The organism is Rhodovulum sp. P5, from assembly GCF_002079305.1.
Taxonomy (GTDB): Bacteria; Pseudomonadota; Alphaproteobacteria; order Rhodobacterales; family Rhodobacteraceae; genus Rhodovulum.
On sequence record NZ_CP015039.1, the window covers coordinates 3990918 to 4010672 of the forward strand.

16 protein-coding genes and 1 pseudogene are annotated in these 19755 nt (G+C 64.2%); 2 read left to right on the top strand and 15 right to left on the bottom strand.

The window, feature by feature from the left end; genetic code table 11:
- Positions 1–72 precede the first annotated feature (72 nt).
- Positions 73–2100, top strand: a complete 2028-nt coding sequence (locus RGUI_RS18960; protein ID WP_081535748.1) for a bifunctional diguanylate cyclase/phosphodiesterase — start codon at positions 73–75, stop codon at positions 2098–2100.
- Between the two features lie 17 nt (positions 2101–2117).
- On the opposite strand, the gene RGUI_RS18965 is transcribed toward RGUI_RS18960, so the two are convergent.
- The 15 genes and pseudogenes from RGUI_RS18965 to RGUI_RS19030 form a co-directional block, all read right to left on the bottom strand.
- The gene (locus RGUI_RS18965) at positions 2118–4172 is read right to left on the bottom strand and encodes an exonuclease domain-containing protein (protein ID WP_081535750.1); all 2055 of its coding nucleotides are present in this window, start codon (positions 4170–4172) and stop codon (positions 2118–2120) included.
- Positions 4165–4548 (bottom strand): response regulator transcription factor, encoded by a 384-nt coding sequence (locus RGUI_RS18970; RefSeq protein WP_081535752.1) that lies wholly within the window; start codon positions 4546–4548, stop codon positions 4165–4167. The genes RGUI_RS18965 and RGUI_RS18970 overlap by 8 nt, the downstream gene beginning before the upstream one ends.
- A 13-nt stretch (positions 4549–4561) precedes the next feature.
- Positions 4562–5074 (bottom strand): hypothetical protein, encoded by a 513-nt coding sequence (locus tag RGUI_RS18975; RefSeq protein ID WP_081535754.1) that lies wholly within the window; start codon positions 5072–5074, stop codon positions 4562–4564.
- Positions 5075–5077: 3 nt separating this feature from the next.
- The gene (locus tag RGUI_RS18980; protein ID WP_081535756.1) at positions 5078–6916 is read right to left on the bottom strand and encodes a DUF294 nucleotidyltransferase-like domain-containing protein; all 1839 of its coding nucleotides are present in this window, start codon (positions 6914–6916) and stop codon (positions 5078–5080) included.
- 101 nt (positions 6917–7017) lie between these two features.
- Positions 7018–8802 (bottom strand): annotated as a pseudogene (locus RGUI_RS18985) (sodium:solute symporter family protein).
- 4 nt (positions 8803–8806) lie between these two features.
- Positions 8807–9067: a DUF4212 domain-containing protein gene (locus tag RGUI_RS18990; RefSeq protein WP_081535758.1), complete on the bottom strand. Its 261-nt coding sequence runs from the start codon at positions 9065–9067 to the stop codon at positions 8807–8809.
- Between the two features lie 78 nt (positions 9068–9145).
- Entirely contained in the window at positions 9146–11116 is a 1971-nt protein-coding gene (acs, locus tag RGUI_RS18995; RefSeq protein WP_081535760.1) for an acetate--CoA ligase, read from the bottom strand.
- A 310-nt stretch (positions 11117–11426) separates the two neighbouring features.
- Positions 11427–12002, bottom strand: coding sequence for a VPLPA-CTERM sorting domain-containing protein (locus tag RGUI_RS19000; RefSeq protein ID WP_081535762.1), 576 nt, complete (start codon positions 12000–12002; stop codon positions 11427–11429).
- Between the two features lie 146 nt (positions 12003–12148).
- Positions 12149–14443 (bottom strand): AMP-binding protein, encoded by a 2295-nt coding sequence (locus tag RGUI_RS19005; RefSeq protein WP_172841203.1) that lies wholly within the window; start codon positions 14441–14443, stop codon positions 12149–12151.
- 374 nt (positions 14444–14817) lie between these two features.
- Positions 14818–15024 (bottom strand): cold-shock protein, encoded by a 207-nt coding sequence (locus RGUI_RS19010; protein WP_081535766.1) that lies wholly within the window; start codon positions 15022–15024, stop codon positions 14818–14820.
- 215 nt (positions 15025–15239) lie between these two features.
- Positions 15240–15815, bottom strand: a complete 576-nt coding sequence (locus tag RGUI_RS21575) for a hypothetical protein (protein WP_216640087.1) — start codon at positions 15813–15815, stop codon at positions 15240–15242.
- Between the two features lie 120 nt (positions 15816–15935).
- Entirely contained in the window at positions 15936–16163 is a 228-nt protein-coding gene (brnA, locus tag RGUI_RS19015; RefSeq protein ID WP_216640088.1) for a type II toxin-antitoxin system BrnA family antitoxin, read from the bottom strand.
- The gene (locus RGUI_RS19020; protein ID WP_081535768.1) at positions 16141–16410 is read right to left on the bottom strand and encodes a BrnT family toxin; all 270 of its coding nucleotides are present in this window, start codon (positions 16408–16410) and stop codon (positions 16141–16143) included. The genes brnA and RGUI_RS19020 overlap by 23 nt, the downstream gene beginning before the upstream one ends.
- 50 nt (positions 16411–16460) lie before the next feature.
- Positions 16461–18116, bottom strand: a complete 1656-nt coding sequence (gene ettA, locus RGUI_RS19025; RefSeq protein ID WP_081535769.1) for an energy-dependent translational throttle protein EttA — start codon at positions 18114–18116, stop codon at positions 16461–16463.
- A 134-nt stretch (positions 18117–18250) separates the two neighbouring features.
- Entirely contained in the window at positions 18251–18895 is a 645-nt protein-coding gene (locus RGUI_RS19030; protein WP_081535771.1) for a VPLPA-CTERM sorting domain-containing protein, read from the bottom strand.
- Positions 18896–19136: 241 nt separating this feature from the next.
- Here RGUI_RS19030 and RGUI_RS19035 point away from each other — a divergent pair, with 241 nt between their 5' ends.
- Positions 19137–19745, top strand: a complete 609-nt coding sequence (locus tag RGUI_RS19035) for a nicotinate-nucleotide adenylyltransferase (protein WP_081535773.1) — start codon at positions 19137–19139, stop codon at positions 19743–19745.
- Positions 19746–19755 lie beyond the last annotated feature (10 nt).

Sequence of the window (19755 nt, forward strand, 5' to 3'; positions counted from 1 at the left end):
AAGAAGGGCAACCATTGGGAAACACTTTTCTGTCAAGACAGGGAATACCCTGACCCTGCGCGAGATTGATCTGTGCGCCTTTCCCTCCTCTCCGCCCCCGATCCCCGCCGCTTGTGGTTGCGCTATGTCTTTGCAATCGGGTTGATTCTGGTCTTTCTGGGCAGCGCGCATCTGGTGAACCTGCACAGCATCAAGGCCAGCGAGGCGGACGCCGAAACCATCAATGTCAGCGGGCGGCAGCGGATGCTGAGCCAGCGTGTGGTGTTTCTGGCAGAGCATGCCGTGCAAGACCCTGACCCCGTCTATGATGCGGAACTGGTCCTAGCGGTCGGGCAGTTCGCGGATGGCCATGCGTGGCTGCTGAAGAATGCGCTGCGTTCGCCAGAGGCCCGCGCGCTTTATTTCGATCCGGACGGGCCGCGGCTGGATCGGCAGGTGGCGGAATTCCTGCGCCTGTCGAAGGAGTTCCTGGCGCTGCGGGATCAACCCGCGTCCGCATTGCCTGTGCTGCGCCAGATGGAAGACATGGCGATTGCCGATCTGCTGGAAAGCCTGAACGCCGCGGTGACCCTGTTCGAGGCCGAGGCGACCGAGCGGACAGCCCGGTTGGAGCAAATGCACCACCTCGCCCTGCAACTGACGCTTCTGATCCTTGTGTTGGAGGCGATCTTCGTCTTCTGGCCCGCACAGCGGACCGTGACCCGGTCGTTGAACAAGGTGGTGGAGCAAAACCGAAGGTTGCTGACCCGAAACGACGAGCTGGACCGGCTGAGCCGGGAGCTGGATCATGCCGCCCGGCACGACCACCTGACGGGGCTGGCCAATCGCAAGAAGCTGTACGAGGAACTGGAAACGCTGCTGGCCGACCGGCGGGAAAGCGGCCGGGCCGTCTGCGTCATGGCTGTCGATCTCGACCGGTTCAAGGAGGTCAACGACACGCTGGGCCATGCGATGGGCGACGCGGTCCTGAAACAGGTCGGCGACACCATGCTGGCCATCGTGCGCAAGGGCGATATCGTGGCGCGCACCGGCGGCGACGAGTTCGTGATCGTCCTGCCGTTCTCAAGCCGGTCGGAACGCAGGCTGGCCCAGGCCATAGCGGAGCGGATCGCGGACGAACTGCGCCGGACCATGATCATCGACGATCAGGAATGCATGATCGGGGCCAGTGTCGGCTATGCCTTTGCCGACGAGGACTCCATCGAGGCCAGCGGCCTGATCACGAAGGCCGACATTGCGCTTTACGAGGCCAAGCGGGCGGGCAAGGGCATTGCCCTGGCGTTCAACGAATCCATGCGCGACCGCCTGGAACGCCGCCATGCCTTGATACAGGACTTCGACCGGGCCTTCCGCGATTGCGAGTTCGTGCCCTATTTCCAGCCGCAGATTTCCTGTACCGATGGCCGGCTGATCGGGTTCGAGGTTCTGGCCCGATGGGACCACGGCAAGCAGGGGCTGATCATGCCCAACGAATTCATTCCGCTGGCCGAAGAAACGCGGCAGATCGATGTCATCGACGGGCGGATCATTTTCCGGGCGCTGGAATCCCTGTCAGAGCTTCGGTCGATGGGCTGGGATGTGCCGACGCTGTCGCTGAACGCGTCGGGGCGTATCCTGCGCGACCCGCAATTCCCGGACTACCTGATGTCGATGATCCGCATGCATGGTCTCAAGCCGTCGGACATCGTGGTCGAGATCCTTGAAACCGTCCTGATCGAGCATGAAAGCGATCAGGCGTTGATCTCGATCCAGCGGATCGCCGCGGCGGGTGTGGCCGTTCATATCGACGATTTCGGGACGGGCTATGCCTCTCTCTCCAAGCTGGCCATGCTGGATATCAGCGGGTTGAAGATCGACCGGTCGCTGATCATCGATCTGCAGAACGAGAAATCGGCCAAGGTTGTCGATGCCATCGTCGGGCTGGCACGCAGCATGTCGCTGGACGTGGTGGCCGAGGGGGTCGAGACCTCTCGCCAGTTCGATACGCTGGCCGAGATGGGCTGCGACAAGGCGCAAGGCTATGCCATCGGTGTACCGATGGCCAAAGGCGAGGTGCCCGGCTGGCTGGAGCGGTTCGAACCGCGCCCCGTCGCCGTCTGACGCTTGCCCCGGCGACCTCAGTAATTCTGCGCCCGCCTGATGCTCTGCATCTCGTTGCCCAGTGCGATTGCGTCGTTCAGTGTCTGCGCACCCTCCGCCTGCAATAGCGGGATCATGTGCCGGAAGACCTCTGCCGTGGCCAGTGCGTCGCCCAGGGCGGTGTGCCGGTGCTCCTCCGGCAGGTTGACGCCGAAGCGCAGGGCCAGTGCATCCAGGGTGTGATCGCTGGCATGGGGGAAGAGTGCCGCGGACAACAGCACCGTGCACAGCGTCGGATGATCAAAGCGGCAGCCGATCTGCTTTTCCTTCAGGGTCAGGAAGGTCATGTCGAAGGCGGCGTTATGAGCCACCAGAACCGACCCCTCGCAAAAGGCATGGAACCGCTGCCCCGCCTCACGGATATCGGGGGCACCGCGCACGCGGGCGTCGTCGATCCCATGCACGGCGGTCGAGGCCGCAGGGATATGGCGGCCGGGGTTGACCAGCGTCTCGAACACCTCCCCCCGCAGGATGCGGCCATTCACGATCCGCACGCCCGCGACCTGCACGATTTCGTCGCCGGTCCGCGGCGACAGGCCGGTGGTTTCGGTGTCGAACACGACGAAGCTGAGATCCTGCAACGGCCGGTCGGCCAGATCGCAGGGGGCCGACAGGGGCAGGGCGAAGTCGTAGAATTCCGGCCGGGCATCGGCAGGGGTCAGCAGCGGCGCATCCGCCCGCTGCAGCGGCAGCACGATCCGGTGGCCTTCTGCCCGGGTCTCTGCCCAGATCTCGGTGCCGTGGCCTTCCAGCGCGTCGCGCCCGGAATACTGGCCATAGCCCGACAGCGGGCCTTGCAGCCAGCGGTCGACCTGCCCGTTGGGGACCGGGTCACCCTTCCATGCCAGCGACAGGCAGACCTCACGCTCGCAATTCTCGGCCCGGAGAACGAAATCGCAGCGCTTGCCGTCGGCGCGCAGCCCGTCGATCACCCGGGCCAGCAGCTCGGAAATCGCAAAGCCGTCGCAGCGGATGAACTGCCGGTCGCCTTCAAAGCGCAAGTCCTCGGGCAGGCGGGCCTGAAGCGCGTCGAAGATGTCGTCCGACGCAACCGCGGGCATCGGCCAGCGCCGGGTGGCGGCCGCGCCATGGCGGTCTGCGATCTCGTTCACGCCGTCGACCAGACGGGCCAGTTCCTTGCGCAGGGCCTGGGTGAACTTCTGGCGGGTGTCGGCCGGCGGGCTGGGCGCATCCTCCAGCGCGTCGAACAGGGCGCCGATGGCGGTGGCCGGGCGGCGAACGGATTCCAGCAGGCTGTTGAACAGGTGATCGCCCTCGGCATGGGCGTCCAGGTCTTCGGTCGCGTCGTGGAAGATCAGCACATAGCCCACCCGCGTGCCGTCCACCGCGATCGGGCTGACCCGCGCCATCAGGAACCGTTCGCCGCAGGCGGTGGCGGCGAGGAACCGTTCGGCCTCCACCTCTCCACGTGCGGCGCGGGCGCCCATCCGGTCAAGCGCATGGGCCAGCGGTTCGGGGCGCAGGAAGGCGTTCAGCGACCGGTCAAGCCCGATGTCGCCCAAAAGGCCCTGCGCGGCGCGGTTGTACAGCATGATCCGGTGGTCGGGGGTGGCCACGACCACGCCCTCGGCCAGATCGCGTAGCAGCGCCTCGAACATCGCCTTTTCACGGTTCAGGCTGGCGGTGCGTTCCGCGATGGCCTGTTCCTGTGCCGCGCGGGTGGCCCCCAGCGCGTCGTGAATGGCATTGGCCGCGGGCGCCAGCGCCCCCAGATAGCGGGCGGGGGCCTCATCTATATCGGCGTCCACATCGGCGCGCGCGCGGGTGTTCAACTCTGCCGCCAGCGCAAGGATCGGGCGCGCGACGTTTTCATCGAACATCAGCGCGACCCAGGCGGTCAGCGCGGTCAGGCCGAAGCCCGCCACCAGCCCCGCGATGACATATCCCTGAACCGGCCCGCCCTCGCGCCAGTGGCCAAGCCACAAGCCACCTGCCAGGGCGGCCAGTCCGCCCAGTGCCAGCGCCACGAAGAAAAGCGCGAAACGGGTTCTCAGCCCAAGCCGGTCATGCATCCATATCTCCCCCCAGCAACGCGCGGATCTGGGCCGTCAGATCCGCGGTCGCGAAGGGTTTGGTCAGGAATGCATCCGCCCCAAGTGCCAGTCCCTTGCGACGCTCGACCTCTCCACCGCGCGCCGTCATCATCAGGACTTTAACATCTTTTAATGCTTTGTCCTGCCGTATCGTCTGACAGACCTCATATCCCGAGGGTTCCGGGATCATGACGTCCAGCACGACCAGATCGGGCCGTGTCTCCTCCATCGCGGCCAGTGCCGCGCTGCCATTGGCCACCCGCCGGGTGTCATAGCCCTGCCGCGAGATCAGGTATTCCAGCGCGATGGCGATGGAGTCCTCGTCCTCGACCAGAAGTACCGATTTCTGCGGCATGGGGCTTGGTTCCTTATTCGCGGGACGTGCAGACGGCGACGACAAGCGGGTCGCCTGCGGGCAGGGGAAGCCAGTCGGCCTGGGCGGGATCGGCAAGGGCGGCCTCCGTCGCATCCGCCCGCGCCGCGGTTTCACAATCGACAAGGATCGGGACCGTGCGCGCCGGCTGCCAGCGGGCGAAGAGGTAGAGGTTGACCAGACGTAGGGCGGGGGCATCGGGGCGGGTCGCCGCGCCGCCCGCATCCGCCGCCATCAACCGGGTGGTCTGGGGCACAATGTAGGTCCACGGCTTGTAGGCGATACGTTCGTCCACCCGGCTGACCTCGACCACACCCTCGGGCAGGCCCGCCACGGTGCGCCCGGCCCAGCTGTATTCGGACCAGACGGCATAGGCGATCATCGCCGCGCCTGCGGCCACCGGCATCAGCCATTTGGGCAGGCGCCCGCCGGTCATCATGTTCAGCCCCATCACAAGGCCCGCGGCCCCGAGTGCGGCCACGAAGGTGGCGATCAGTTCAAGGAACATGGCTTACCCCATCACCCCGCTGCCGCGCCCGACCGAGGACTGCATGGTCTTGATCACCATGAAAGCATCGCGCAGGTGGTTGCGTTCCAGTTCCGACAGGGACGAGGGCGCCATGAAGTTGTCGGGCTTGCCGCCCGCCGCGATCTGGTCGGCCTGATGGCGCAGCCGGGTTTCGGCGATGAAGTCATAGGCATCCAGCAGGTCATGCGCCCCGGTTTGCGAGATCACGCCAGCGGCCCGCGCAGCCTCGATCCGGTCATGGGTGTTGGCCGTCTCGATCGCGCCTTTAAGGGCATAGACCCGGCCCAGATCGACCACCGGTACGACGCCCGACAGTTTCAGGTCGACGGTGTCCTTGTGCTCTCCCGAGCGGATCAGGGCAAAGCCCCGGAGCAGCCCCAGGGGCGGCGTGTGCTTGAGCGAGTTCGACACCATATGCGCCACGAAGATCGAGTTCTTGCGAGCCATCGCCAGCGTTTCGGCCTGCAAATCGGCGAACAGTGCCGTGGTGCCGCCGATGGGGCGCAGGTCGAACATGACCGAGGCCAGCATCTGCGCCTCGTTATCCGGCTGGGCGATCCAGCCTGCGAAATATTCCCGCCAGACCCGGCGGGGCTGCCGCCAGCGGGGACTGGTCGCCATCATGTCGCCGGGGCAATAGACGAAACCGCATTCGTTCAGCCCGTCGGAGACGAACTTGGCCAGCGCCGCGAAATAGGCGTCATGCTCTGGCTTGAAACTGTCGTCGAGGATCAGGCAGTTGTCCTGGTCGCTCTGCCCCGTCTGTTCGCGCCGGCCCTGGCTGCCGCAGGCAAGCCACAGATAGGGCACCGGCGGGGGGCCAAGCGTTTCTTCGGCCAGCGCCAGCAGGCGGCGGGTGATGGCGTCGGTGATATCGGTGATCCGGCGGGAAATCGCGTTGGGCCCCGCGCCCGAGCGGACCAGTTGCGCCAGAAGACCGGGCACCTGCGTGACGACCTTGGCCATTTCCGTCGCCGATGTGGCATCGACGATTTCCACGATCATGTGGCTGGCGGTGGCAGCCTGCTGGCGGAACAGGTCGGTCCGGCCGATCAGGCCGACGATCCGGCCGTTCTCGGCCACGGGCAGGTGGCTGATATTGTTGTCGGCCAGCGTCATCAGCGCATCCAGCCCCAGCGCATCGGGCGCGATGGTGATCGGGTCGGGGGTCATGATCCGGTCAACCGGGGTCGTGCCGTCCAGCCCTTCGGCCAGAACCTTGTTGGTCAGGTCCCGGACGGTGACGATCCCGGCAGGCGCTTCGCCCGCCATCACGATGACCGACGAGATGCCGTTGCTGCGCATGGTGCGCGCCACGTCGGTGACGGTGCTTTCGACCGGGCAACTGACGGGGGTCTTCGTCATCAGGTCGGACACATGCAGCGCGGTCAGCCCCGCGGCCTCATCCCCGCTGCCGGCAACGCGGCCGGGCACGGCCCGCTGGAACCACGCGGCGAAGGGCGTGACCTCGTCCATCAGGTCGTGGAACTGTTCCTTGGGCAGCAGAAGGATCGTGGCCTCTTCCTTGACCCGCGCGGTCAGCGTGGCGCGGCCCAGCCGCAAAAGACCCCGTTCGCCGAACACATCGCCGGGCCCGCGATGGGCGATCAGTTCGGAATCGGCGGCTTCGATATCGACAGTGCCGGTTTCGATGACGAACAGCCCGTCCAGCTTTTCGCCCTCATGGACAAGCGTCTGTCCTTCCTTCGCGACGAACCGGGTGACATGGCCTTCCAGTGCGGCAAGCGCGTCCTCCGGCAGGGCGTCGAACGGGGGGAACTGGGTCAGGCTGAAAAGGATATCTGCCTCAAGATCGGACATCGGAGTCTCCGGCGTGCGGATTGATATGACCTAAAAGGATACTCTGCACCGGAAAATGCCGGGAGAGAAGGAGGGGGCGGGTGCCGCCCCCTCCGACGATCTTAGTGGTCGGTGGCAGCGCCTGCACCGCGCGGGATGCGAACGCTTTCGACCAGGTCCTTGATCTCTTGCGGGGTCTCTTTCGTCATGCCGGCCACAACATAGGCCACCGTGAAGTTGATCGCCGCACCGATCGCGCCGAACGAGGTCGACTTGACGGTGAAGAGCAGCGGATCGGCATCGGTGAACGAGTTGGTGCCGGGGATGAAGAACCAGCCCTTGTGCAGGAAGATGTAGACCAGCGTGGTCAGCAGACCGGCCAGCATGCCGGCAACCGCCCCGGTGTTGTTGATGCGGGTCGAGAAGATGCCCATCATCAGCGCCGGGAAGATCGAGGCCGCCGCCAGACCGAAGGCCAGCGCCACCGTTTGCGCGGCAAAGCCCGGCGGGTTGAGGCCCAGATAGGTCGCCACCGCAATCGCCACCGCCATCGCGATCCGCGCGGACAGAAGCTCTGCGCGTTCCGAGATGTTGGGGTTGATCGCGCCCTTGATCAGGTCGTGGGACACCGCCGACGAGATCGCCAGCAGCAGACCGGCAGCGGTGGAGAGCGCGGCGGCAAGACCGCCCGCGGCCACCAGACCGATCACCCAGGAGGGCAGGTTGGCGATTTCGGGGTTGGCCAGAACCAGGATGTCGCGGTTGAACTTGGTCAGCTCGTTGCCTTGCCAGCCCTCTTCCGCAGCCCGCGCCTGCATGGCTTCGGACTTGTCGTTGTAGTACTGGATCATGCCGTCGCCGTTCTTGTCTTCCCAGCCCAGCAGCCCGGTTTTCTCCCAGGTTTCCATCCAGTCGTATTTTTCGTCTTCCGCGATGGTCTGGACGGACACTGCGTCGCCGCTGGTGCCGTTCGGCCACATCAGTTAGGTGATGTTCAGGCGGGCCATGGCGCCCACGGCCGGGGCCGTCAGGTACAGCAGCGCGATGAACACCAGCGCCCAGCCGGCCGACCAGCGGGCATCGGCCACGCGGGGGACGGTGAAGAAGCGCATGATCACGTGCGGCAGACCGGCGGTGCCGATCATCAGCGACAGGGTGAAGAGCACCATGTTGAACGTGTCGGCATGGTGGGTGGTGTATTCGGCAAAGCCCAGTTCGCTGATGATCTGGTCCAGCTTGGCGAGAAGCGGCTCTCCGCTGGCGACATGATCGCCGAAGAGGCCCAGTGCCGGAACCGGGTTGCCGGTCAGTTGCAGCGAGATGAAGATCGCCGGGATGGTGTAGGCGAGGATCAGAACGACATACTGGGCGACCTGCGTATAGGTCACGCCCTTCATGCCGCCGAACACCGCATAGGCGAACACGACCGCGGCGCCGATCAGAAGGCCGGTGGTGTTGTCCACCTCAAGGAAGCGGCCGAAGGCCACGCCGACGCCGGTCATCTGGCCGATCACGTAGGTGACCGAGGCGACGATCAGGCAGACAACGGCCACAAGGCGCGCGGTCTGGCTGTAGAAACGGTCGCCGATGAATTCCGACACGGTGAACTTGCCGAACTTGCGCAGGTAGGGCGCAAGCAGCAGCGCCAGCAGCACATAACCGCCGGTCCAGCCCATCAGGAAGGTGGAGTTGTCGTAGCCGACAAAGGCGATCAGGCCCGCCATCGAGATGAACGAGGCCGCCGACATCCAGTCGGCCGCGGTGGCCATCCCGTTGGTGACCGGGTGAACGCCCCGGCCCGCGGCATAGAATTCCGAGGTGGAGCCCGCACGGGCCCAGATGGCGATCCCGATGTAGAGGGCGAAGGACGCGCCCACGAAGATCAGGTTGACGATAAACTGGTCCATGAACTTACTCCTCGTCCACGCCGTGCTTGCGGTCGAGCGCGTTCATCCGGAAGGCATAGAAAAAGATCAGGGCAAGGAACACCAGGATCGAGCCTTGCTGGGCGAACCAGAAGCCAAGATCGGTGCCGCCGACCTGAATGCCGGCCAGAAGCGGGCGCAGCAGGATGCCGAAGCCGAAGGAGACCAGCGCCCAGATGACGAGGCTCACATAGATGAGGCGCAAATTGGCGCGCCAGTAGGAATTGGCGGAGTCCTTCTCGGACATGTCCGTTCCTCCCATTTCGGTTGCAGGAAACCGGGCGCCCCCTCGGCGCCCGGCGGGTCAGTCAGACCGGATGGGTGCTTACGCCTTGTTCATCCGGTTTTCGATGAGGTCGTCGACCACCGACGGGTCGGCGAGGGTCGAGGTGTCGCCCAGGGAGCCGAAGTCGTTCTCGGCGATCTTGCGCAGGATGCGGCGCATGATCTTGCCCGAACGGGTTTTCGGCAGGCCCGGGGCCCACTGGATCAGGTCGGGCTTGGCGATCGGGCCGATCTCGGTGCGGACCCATTTCTCAAGCTCCTTGCGCAGCTCGTCGGTGGGTTCGACATCGTTCATCAGCGTCACATAGGCGTAGATGCCCTGGCCCTTCAGCTCGTGCGGGTAGCCCACCACGGCGGCCTCGGCCACGGCGGCGTGGGCGACCAGTGCGCTTTCGACTTCCGCGGTGCCCATCCGGTGGCCGGAGACGTTGATCACGTCATCCACGCGGCCGGTGACCCAGTAGTAGCCGTCGCTGTCGCGGCGGCAGCCGTCACCGGAGAAGTAGTAGCCCTTGTAATGGCTGAAGTACGTGTCCTGAAAGCGTTCGTGATCGCCCCAGACCGTGCGCATCTGGCCGGGCCAAGAGTCTTTCAGGCAGAGAACGCCCTCGGCCTCGATATCGTCGATCTCCTTGCCGCTTTCGGATTCCAGCACGACGGGCTGAACGCCGAAGAAGGGCTTGGTGGCCGAGCCGGGCTTGGTCGGGGTCGCGCCGGGCAGCGGCGTCAGCAGGTGACCGCCGGTTTCGGTCTGCCACCAGGTGTCGACGATGGGGCAGCGGTCTTGGCCGACATACTTGTTGTACCATTCCCACGCTTCGGGGTTGATCGGTTCCCCGACCGAACCCAGCACCTTCAGCGAGGACAGGTCGTATTTTTCCACCCATTCGGTGCCCTTGCCCATCAGGGCGCGGATCACGGTGGGGGCGGTGTAGAACTGGTTGACCTTGAGGTCCTGACAGACCTGCCACATCCGGCCCGCATCGGGGTAGGTGGGCACGCCCTCGAACATCACGGTGGTGGCACCGTTGGCGAGCGGGCCATAGACGATGTAGCTGTGGCCGGTGACCCAGCCCACGTCAGCGGTACACCAGAAGACGTCGCCCTGATGATAGTCGAAGACGTATTCCATCGTCATCGAGGCATAGACGAGGTAGCCGCCCGAGGAGTGCACGACGCCCTTCGGCTTGCCGGTGGAGCCGGAGGTGTAAAGGATGAACAGCGGGTGTTCGGCGGCCAGTTCGCGCGCCGGGCAGTCGGGGGAGGCGTGCTCCATCAGTTCCAGCACGTCGACATCGCGGCCCTGCACCCAGGTGGTCTGGTCGCCGGTATGCTTGACGACCATGCAGCGCACCTTGTCAGAGCAGTGCAGCAGCGCGGCGTCGGTGTTCGATTTCAGCGCGGTCTTGCGGCCGCCGCGGGGGGCGGTGTCGGCGGTGATGACGACCTTGGCGCCACAGTCGTTGATCCGGTTGGCCAGACCGTCGGCCGAGAAGCCGGCGAACACGATGGAGTGGATTGCGCCGATGCGGGCACAGGCCAGCATGGCATAGGCGGCTTCGGGGATCATCGGCAGATAGATCACGACGCGGTCGCCGCGCATGACACCCTGGCTGAGCAGGACGTTGGCCATGCGGTTCACCTTCTCGTGCAGTTCACGATAGGTGATGTGCTGGACCGGGTCGCCCGGTTCGTCGGGCACGAAGATGATGGCGGTCTGGTCGCCGCGGGTGGCAAGGTGACGGTCGATGCAGTTGGCCGCGACGTTCAGGGTACCGTCGCGGAACCAGTGGATCTCCACCTCGCCCATCTTGAAGTTGGTGTTCTTGACCTCGGTATACGGCTTGATCCAGTCGATGCGCTTCCCGTGCTCGCCCCAGAAGCCTTCCGGGTCCTCGATCGACTGCTTGTACATCGCGTCGTATTTCGCGGCGTCGATATGGGCCCCCTTCACGAATTCCTCGCTCGGCGGGTGGGTTGCGATGGCGTCAGTGGTCGCCGTATCGGTCATGCCTTGTGTCTCCTCGTTGTCGCTGTCCCGGTGCGCAGGTCATACTGCGTTAACGTCTCAGCGTCGCTTTTACCAATTTCTGTAAAAAATGAAGCCCGTTTCGCTGATTTGTTGAGAATATTGTGAAGAATGTGACGCGTCGAGCAAATTTGTCAGTAAATTTATTTACAGAATTGTGGCGCAGATCCGTGGCATCGCGTGGCGGGCGGAGAGGTCGGCCAAGCTGCGCTATCGCAGGCGGGAGGCCGGTTTCACGCAAAAGAAAGCGCCGCCCAAAAGGGCGGCGCGCAAAATGCATTTGGCGGCGTGATCAGCTGGCCTTGCGGCGATGCTTCATCCCGACCAAGGCACCAAGACCCGTGATCAGCAGCCCAAGACCTGCCGGAACCGGAATGTCGGCCGCGACGCGGACGACAAGCAGTTCCGCATAGGTCTCGGCGCCGGGCTGACCCCACCATGGCCCTTCCGGACCCAGGTTGCCGGGCGCATCGCCCCAGTCGCAATGGTTCCAACTGCCGCTGGAAAAATACGGCGTCGCGCAGGCCGCATCGCCCGTAAGCAGGGCATCGACCACGTGGAACGTGGCGCCGCTGATCGGGTCGGTACCGCCAAGCGGCACATTCGCGCCATCGAAGATGAAGTCGCTGGGCGACGGGGCAGAGAGCAACTCATCCGCGGTGGCGAGCCGCCAGCCATAGGCGCTCTGATAGCTCAGATCGAAACCCGAATGGTCGGAGTTGTAGGGATAGGCCCACGCCCAGTCGAGGCCCCCCATGGTGATATAGGCGTTATCGGGCAGCGGCGCCTCGATATTCGCTGCGCTGGCCGCGGTGGCGAGGCCGGCAAGACCCGCACAAACGCAAAGGACCTTCAACGGCTGTTTCATGATCTCTCCCCTTCTGAAAAGACACATACCCTGTCTTATGGTAAATGAAATCCTAACAACTTTTCGTGCATCTGTCCAACAATAGCAGTCCGCGGCAATGCTATTGGGCCCGTTCGCCGCCCTAATAGGCGTCGGCCGGAGGACCGTCAGGCGGCCGCCTCTTCACCCGACAACATCTCGGTCAGGGCCGGATAGTTGGTCTTGCCCGAGGCCAGGACCGGCAGTTCCTCGATCTCGACGATCCGGGCGGGCAGGGCGATTTCGCCAACACCCTTTGACCGCGCATGCTGGGCAAGGGCCGCCCGGTCGAGACCGGGTTCGGTGACGGCAAGGACAACGCATTCCCCCTTGCGCGGGTCGGGCTGACCGACCGCGGCAAGGGCCACGCCGGGCCAGACCTCGTTGGCCAGTGCCTCCACCGCACCAAGGCTGACCATCTCGCCGCCCACCTTGACGAAGCGTTTCTGCCGCCCGCGGATCGAGATGAATCCGTGCCCGTCCAGATCGACAAGATCGCCGGTATCGTGCCAGCCATTCTCCGGTGGCAGCAGAACGCCGGGGGCCTCGGGCAGGTAATAGCCCAGCATGACATTCGCCCCCTTGATCAGCAGCTTCGCGCCGGGCAGGCCGGGGACCTCTTGCAGGCGGGTGTCGATGCCCGGCAGGATCCGCCCGACGGTTCCGGCCTTGTTGCTGGCGGGCGTGTTCAGGGCGACGACCGGCGCGGCCTCGGTCGTGCCGTAGCCTTCCAGGATGCGGACCCCGAACTTTTCGGCCCAGTAGGCCCGAGTGGCTGGTTTCACCGCCTCGGCCCCCGAAATGGCGGCGCGCAGGGTCACGAAGTCCTCGGGGCTGGCCTTGCGGCCCCAGCCCGACAGGAAGGTGTCGGTGCCAAGGATGATCGTCGGCTGGTGGATATAGGCCATATGCGGGATCTCGCGGTAATGCAGCGGCGAGGGGTAGAGCGCCACGCGCGCCCCGCAGATCAGTGGGAACAGAACGCCCCCGGTCAGGCCCAGCGAATGGAACATCGGCAGGGCCGAGAACATCTTGTCCGCGGGCCCGACATCCGTGCGCGCGCGCAACTGGGCGACATTGGCCAGAAGACTGCCGTGGCTCAACACCACGGCCTTGGGCGCCCCTTCGGTGCCCGAGGTGAACAGGATGACCGCCGGCGTGTCGCGGGTCACGCCCACCCGATGCGGCAACGAGGCCGTCACCATGGCGCGCAGTTTCTCCGTCCTGCCGACCGCGGCTTTCAGGTCTTCGGTCCACAATATCTCGACCCCGTTCGCCTCAAACGCCGCGATCACCGGCTCCAGCTTGGCGATGTCGACAAAGGCGCGGGAGGCGACGACCTTGCGGATCTTTGCCGTCGTCAGGCAGGACAGTGCCGGCCCCGGCCCCAGCGTGGGGTTCAGCAGCGCGGGCACCCGCCGCTCTCGCCAGAGCGCGAACAGGACAACGGGCGCGGCGGCCACGGTGGGCAGCAGGACGCCGACATGTTCCTCCACCTCCGTATGGCGGGCGAGTTCGGTGCCCAGCGCCGCCGCCCCGATCCTGAGCCGCGATCGGCTGAGGCTGTTGCCCATGGCATCCGCGATGATGGTGCCGCCAGAGCCGAAGCGGGCGATGGTGTCACTCAGCGCGTCGGGCAGCGTGTCGAACCGATCCAGCGCCTCGTACCGGTGCCGCTCCATCAGGTTGACGAGCGCCACGGCGGCGGCGTCCCGCCGCTCCGCCCCTTTCAGGTCGGGATCGAAGTCCAGCTTGCGCGGCGGCCCGACCCGCAGCCGTACCCGCGGGAACAGGTGGCGCGGAAACCCCGTCTTGCGGCGCGACCACGGCGTGAATTCCAGCCCCTCGATATTGATCGGAACGACCGGCGCGTCGGCGACCTCGACCAGCCACGCGGCGCCGGGAAAGATCTTCATCAACCCGCCATGCACGGTCAGCCGCCCCTCGGGGAAGATCATTGCCGCGCCGCCCGCCCGGATGCTGGCCGCGACACCCTTCATCGTGGCGGGCTCCACCGCGTTCACGGGGACGAGAGGGACAATCCGGCGAAAGGGTTTCAGGAACGGCTTGTCCGCCCATGCGGTATCCACGGCAAAGGAACAGTCCCGCCCGATCAGCGCAAACAGCAGCGGCCCGTCCAGCAGGCTGACATGGTTCGACATGAAGACGACCGGGCCGCTGGTGGACAGATACTCCTCCCCCACGATGTCGATGCGGTAGAAGCTGCGGATCAGCGCCCGCAGCACGGCCCGCAACGTGGCGCGCGGGGCAACGGCCATCGCCACGACGACGACCAGAAGCGCAAGGGAGAGGACGGACACCGCCGCCGCGACAGGCGACATCCCGGCCAGCAGGGCCAGGGCAAAGGCCAGCGCGCCCCCGAGCTTCACGCCGTGGCGCCGGATGCGTTTCAGATATGTCATGCGCCGTCCTCCCCATGCTGCGCGACGCCACGCGCGGGGCCCGTTGGTGCCGGGCCTTTGCGCCATAGAACCAACGCCTCTGGTCCTTGCGCAAGCCCAATCGTTCCCGCCCGAGGGTCAGTATTTCCCGACCATGGCCGGTTAAACGACGATCTGCCCGTGCCGGGGAAACCTCGGCCGGGTTTGGCGCGTTAGGCCAGACAACTTGGAGAAAGGAGAGAGAATATGAGCGACAATCGCAATCGCCGCATGCAGGGGGCGCAGGATCGCCGCGAAAAACCGGCCCGCTGGCGTTTCACCGACTGGGCGGCTATCTGACCGGGTCGCAAAGGGCCCCGGGGCGGCGGATGCACGCGCCCCGCGGCCGGGTCGTCTTAGAGGGCGACGAGGTTCGTCGCGGACTCGCGGCCATCGCGGCCGGCTTCGATGTCGAACTCGACCTTCTGGCCGTCATTCAGACCGTTGAGGCCCGAGCGTTCGACGGCAGAGATGTGCACGAACACGTCCTTCTTGCCGCCATCGGGTGCGATGAAGCCGTAGCCTTTGGTGGAATTGAACCATTTCACGGTGCCAGTAGCCATCCGTCTGTCTCCTTGTTTGATGCCGCTCGCGGGGATCGCAGCGGCCCGGCTCTGTCAGGGGTCGATCGAGGAACTGAGCAGCCGGTGAAGGTAGACAGTGGTCGAAAGTCGTAACGTCGCGAAGGTTGTATGCGGGAAGAGGGGATTCGAAGCAAGGGAAATCGGGGGTGGCGAAGCAACTTGGAGCCCTTGGGGTAACTTTCGACAGGTTACAGCTAAGGCTTTGCCCCCCAAGAAGAAGGCCAGTTTTCGTAGAGAGGCTTCTTGACCCATTTGTTTATAAATTCATCCTCGTATAGCTGCGAATAGTTGGTATTTATTTCCATTAGCGTGTCTTTTAGTTCTCGAAAATTGAACGCCCACTTTATCACCTCCTCTGTCCAGCGTCGCGCTCGTTCGGAATCGGCTTTCTTTAGAATCCCCTTGGAACCTTGAAATGCTACCGATCCGATTGTCACTTGATTGAATAATGCAGCTCTAAGCATGGTGCGCGCAGTTTCATTTTGGTTATCATGTGCTTCGATTAGGCTGCGCTTATACTTTTCAATTCTACTGCGATATTCTTGAGAAGCAGCTGCGCCTGTTCTTGGTCCGGGGATGGCGTGTTTCATGAGGAATTCATTATTCTCGCGAGCTAGCTGCGATATATTCTTCCAGTAATCGTACCTTTGAATTCTTCGAAACTGTAAAATACCAATCCACAAGGACAATGTTGCCACAAAAAGCGCACAAAACGCAGCAGTTGCATTTGCCCAATCTGCTGAGAGGGGAGAACAGTCAGGCACTTTCACCTCGTAAGCTTCTTGTACTTCACCCGCTTCGGCTCCACCGAGTCTGGCCCCAGCCCCCGGATCTTGTCTTCCTCATAGGCTTCGAAATTGCCCTCGAACCATTCGACATGGGCCGCGCCCTCATTCCAGCTTTTCCGCGATCCACATCTTGATCAGCGCCTGCCGGGTGATGCCCAGATGGGCGGCGCGGGCGTCCAGCCCGTCGACCATCCAGGCGGGGAAATCGACGTTGACGCGGCGGGGGTCGCGCCCCGGGCGGTGGGCCTTGTCGAGGTCGAGATAGGCCGTGATGTCCTCGCCTTCGTCGAAGGCGCGGTCGAACTCTTCAGCGGATATCTTTGCGTTCATAGAGCGCCACCTCCTCTTTCCGGGCCCGGCGGGCCGAGATCAGCCTGAGACGGTCGCCGCGCCGGGTGAAGATGACCGTCCAGTGCCGTGTGCCGAGCCGGCCGATCAGGGTGAACCTGTCCTCACCACGGGTGCGGGCCGGGATTTCGAGCCGGTCGGCATCGGCCCAAACGCCCTGCGCCGCCTCGAAGTCTATCCCGTGCTTCTCGCGGTTCGTCGCGCTTTTGGTCGGGTCGAACTCGAACATGGGTCAATATGGTATGGAAAGGGGGTCCAATCAATGCCCTTTCCATACCGTTACCGCGCAAACTTTTTATACTTCACCCGCTTCGGCTCCACGCTATCCGGCCCCAGCCGCCGGATCTTGTCTTCCTCGTAGGCTTCGAAATTGCCCTCGAACCATTCGACATGGGCCTCGCCCTCGAAGGCGAGGATGTGGGTGCAGAGGCGGTCGAGGAAGAACCGGTCGTGGGAGATGATGACGGCGCAGCCGGCGAAATCCTCCAATGCGGCTTCCAGCGCCTGCAGGGTTTCGACGTCCAGATCGTTGGTCGGTTCGTCGAGCAAAAGCACGTTGCCGCCGGATTTCAACAGCTTCGCCATATGCACCCGGTTGCGTTCCCCACCCGAGAGAAGCCCGACCTTTTTCTGCTGATCCCCGCCCTTGAAGTTGAAGGCGGAACAATAGGCGCGGGAATTCACCTCGGCATCGCCCAGCACAACGATATCCAGCGCGTCGGTAACTTCCTCCCACACGGTCTTGTCGGGGTCGAGCGCGTCGCGCGACTGGTCTACATAGGACAGTTTCACCGTGTCGCCGAATTCGATCGTGCCTTCGTCGGGCTGTTCCTGACCGGTCAGCATGCGGAACAGCGTGGATTTGCCCGCGCCGTTGGGGCCGATCACGCCGACAATGCCGCCCGGCGGCAGGGCAAAGGATAGATCCTCGATCAGCAGCCGGTCGCCATAGCCCTTTTTCAGGTTGGTGACCTCGATCACGCGGCCGCCCAGACGCGGGCCGTTGGGGATGATGATCTGCGCGCGCGACAGTTTTTCGCGTTCGGACTGGTTGGCCAGATCCTCATAGGCGGCAATACGTGCCTTGGATTTCGCCTGCCGGGCTTTCTGGCCGGCGCGGATCCAGTCCAGTTCGCGCTCAAGCTGCTTCTGCTTGGCCTTGTCCTCGCGCGCTTCCTGCGCCATCCGCTTGGATTTCTGTTCCAGCCAGTCGGAATAGTTGCCCTCATAGGGGATGCCGCGGCCGCGGTCCAATTCGAGGATCCAGCCGGTGATATCATCAAGGAAATAACGGTCGTGGGTGACGATCAGGATCGTGCCCTTGTAGTCGATCAGGTGCTGCTGCAGCCACGCCACCGTTTCGGCATCAAGGTGGTTGGTCGGTTCGTCCAAGAGCAGCATGTCGGGCGCTTCCAGCAGCAGCTTGCAGAGCGCTACCCGGCGTTTTTCGCCGCCTGACAGGGTTTCGACGGGGGCGTCATCCGGCGGGCAGCGCAAGGCCTCCAGCGCGATGTCGATCTGGCTGTCGAGATCCCAGAGGTTCTGCGCGTCGATGGCGTCCTGCAACTCCGCCATCTCCTCCGCCGTCTCATCCGAGTAGTTCATGGCGAGTTCGTTGAACCGGTCGAGCTTGGCCTTCTTCTCGGCCACGCCCAGCATGACGTTTTCGCGGACGGTGAGCGCGGGGTCGAGTTCGGGCTCCTGCGGCAGATAGCCCACCTTGGCGCCCTCGGCCGCCCAGGCCTCGCCGCTGAAGTCCTTGTCCCAGCCGGCCATAATGCGCAGAAGGGTGGATTTCCCCGCGCCGTTGACGCCCACGACGCCGATCTTGACGCCGGGAAGGAAGTTCAACCGGATGTTTTCAAAGCATTTCTTGCCACCCGGATAGGTCTTGGAGACGCCGTCCATGTGGTAGACATATTGATAGGAAGCCATATCGGTTCTCCGGGAAGTCTCATGGGGGTTCGCTGTTCTCTATCCAGCGAGGCCCACAATCACAAGAAGTGATATTCGGCAAAGAAGAAGGGCGCCGGAAGGCGCCCTTTGGTGTGTTGGGATGGCTTGAAAGCTCAGGTCTTGCGGCGCGCGATGGCAAGGGCGCCGAAGCCCGCTGCGAGAAGCGGCAGCGTCGCGGGGAGCGGCACCGCGGGGGCCTGACTCACCTGGTAGGTGATGTCGTCCACGCCAACGAAGTCGCCGCCTGCCCCGGTGAAATAGTCAATCGACACGATGGATGCGCCGAAGTCGGTGAACCCGAAAAACGTCGTGCCGCCGAAAGATATCTCCGCGGCCGGCAAGGTGACCGTTGTGGTGGTGCCGTCCGTATATGTCAGGGTCGCATCCGCGCGCTGAACGCCGGTGAAGTACGCACCGAAGGCTTCGATCGGCGACGCGAAGTTGAAGGTTGTGTTATAGGTCACCTCAAGGAAGTAGCTTCCGCCAGAGGTTGTGTTGTAGCCGCAAAGTTCGGCAGCACAGCGCTGGCTGTTCCGAACCAGACCGTCTGCGGTGAACGAGAAATCACCGAGCGAACCTTCGAAATCGACGACCGTCGACGATGTCAGCGCGGCCGCGAAACTCGCCGCCGCTGCTGTCGCATTCGGTGCCGCCGCCAAAGACCCGGCGCCCGAGTCGAAACCGGAATAAACCACGGCCGCATGGACGGGCAGGCACAGCGCAATTGTCCCGACAGAACCCAACAGGATTCTCTTCATCTTATCTTCCCCTTATGAATGTGTCGCCCCGCTCATGGACCGGAGCCTCCCTTGCACGTGGTGAATGTTAACCTTTTCTTTACCGCAGGCCAAGGAATCTGCGGCCACTGTTGCGATGCGCGTTCTTGAGGGGGCTTTGCGCGGCTCTGGTCGCGGGCGCCGGGCGCCGCGATCCAGATGACGCACGGTGCGACCGGTATCTTTCGTTGACATGTTCAGGCCGTAACGCCATCCGTATCGCGTGTATCAGGGCTTTCCAAAGGCGCGGCCGGGCATGCGCATCGGTCTTCTGGGTGGGTCTTTCGATCCGGCCCATGAGGGGCATGCGCATATCACACGGCAGGCGTTGATGCGGTTCCGGCTGGATCGGGTCTGGTGGCTGGTCAGCCCCGGTAACCCGCTGAAGACAGAGGGTCCCGCGCCGATGGAGCGACGGATCGCGGCGGCCAAGGCCGTGTGCCGGCACCCGCGCGTGGTCATCACCGATCTGGAGGCGAAGATCGGCACGCGCCACACCGCTGCGACGCTGGGCAAGCTGATGGCGCTTTATCCCGGTGTGCGGTTCATGTGGCTGATGGGGGCGGACAACCTGACCGGCTTTCACCGCTGGGACCGGTGGGAGTGGATCCTCGACAACGTGCCCGTCGGCGTTCTGGCGCGGCCGGGGCAGGGCGTGGCGGCGCGACGGTCGAAGGCGGCCATTGCCTATTCGCGCTACCGTTTGCGCGGGCGGCAGGCGGCGGGCCTGATCGATCACGCCCCGCCCGCGTGGTGCTTTGTCAACATGGCGATGGTGGACATCTCGTCAACGGAGATCCGGGCCCGGGGGGACTGGTCCCGTCACCCTTGAAAATTAACAC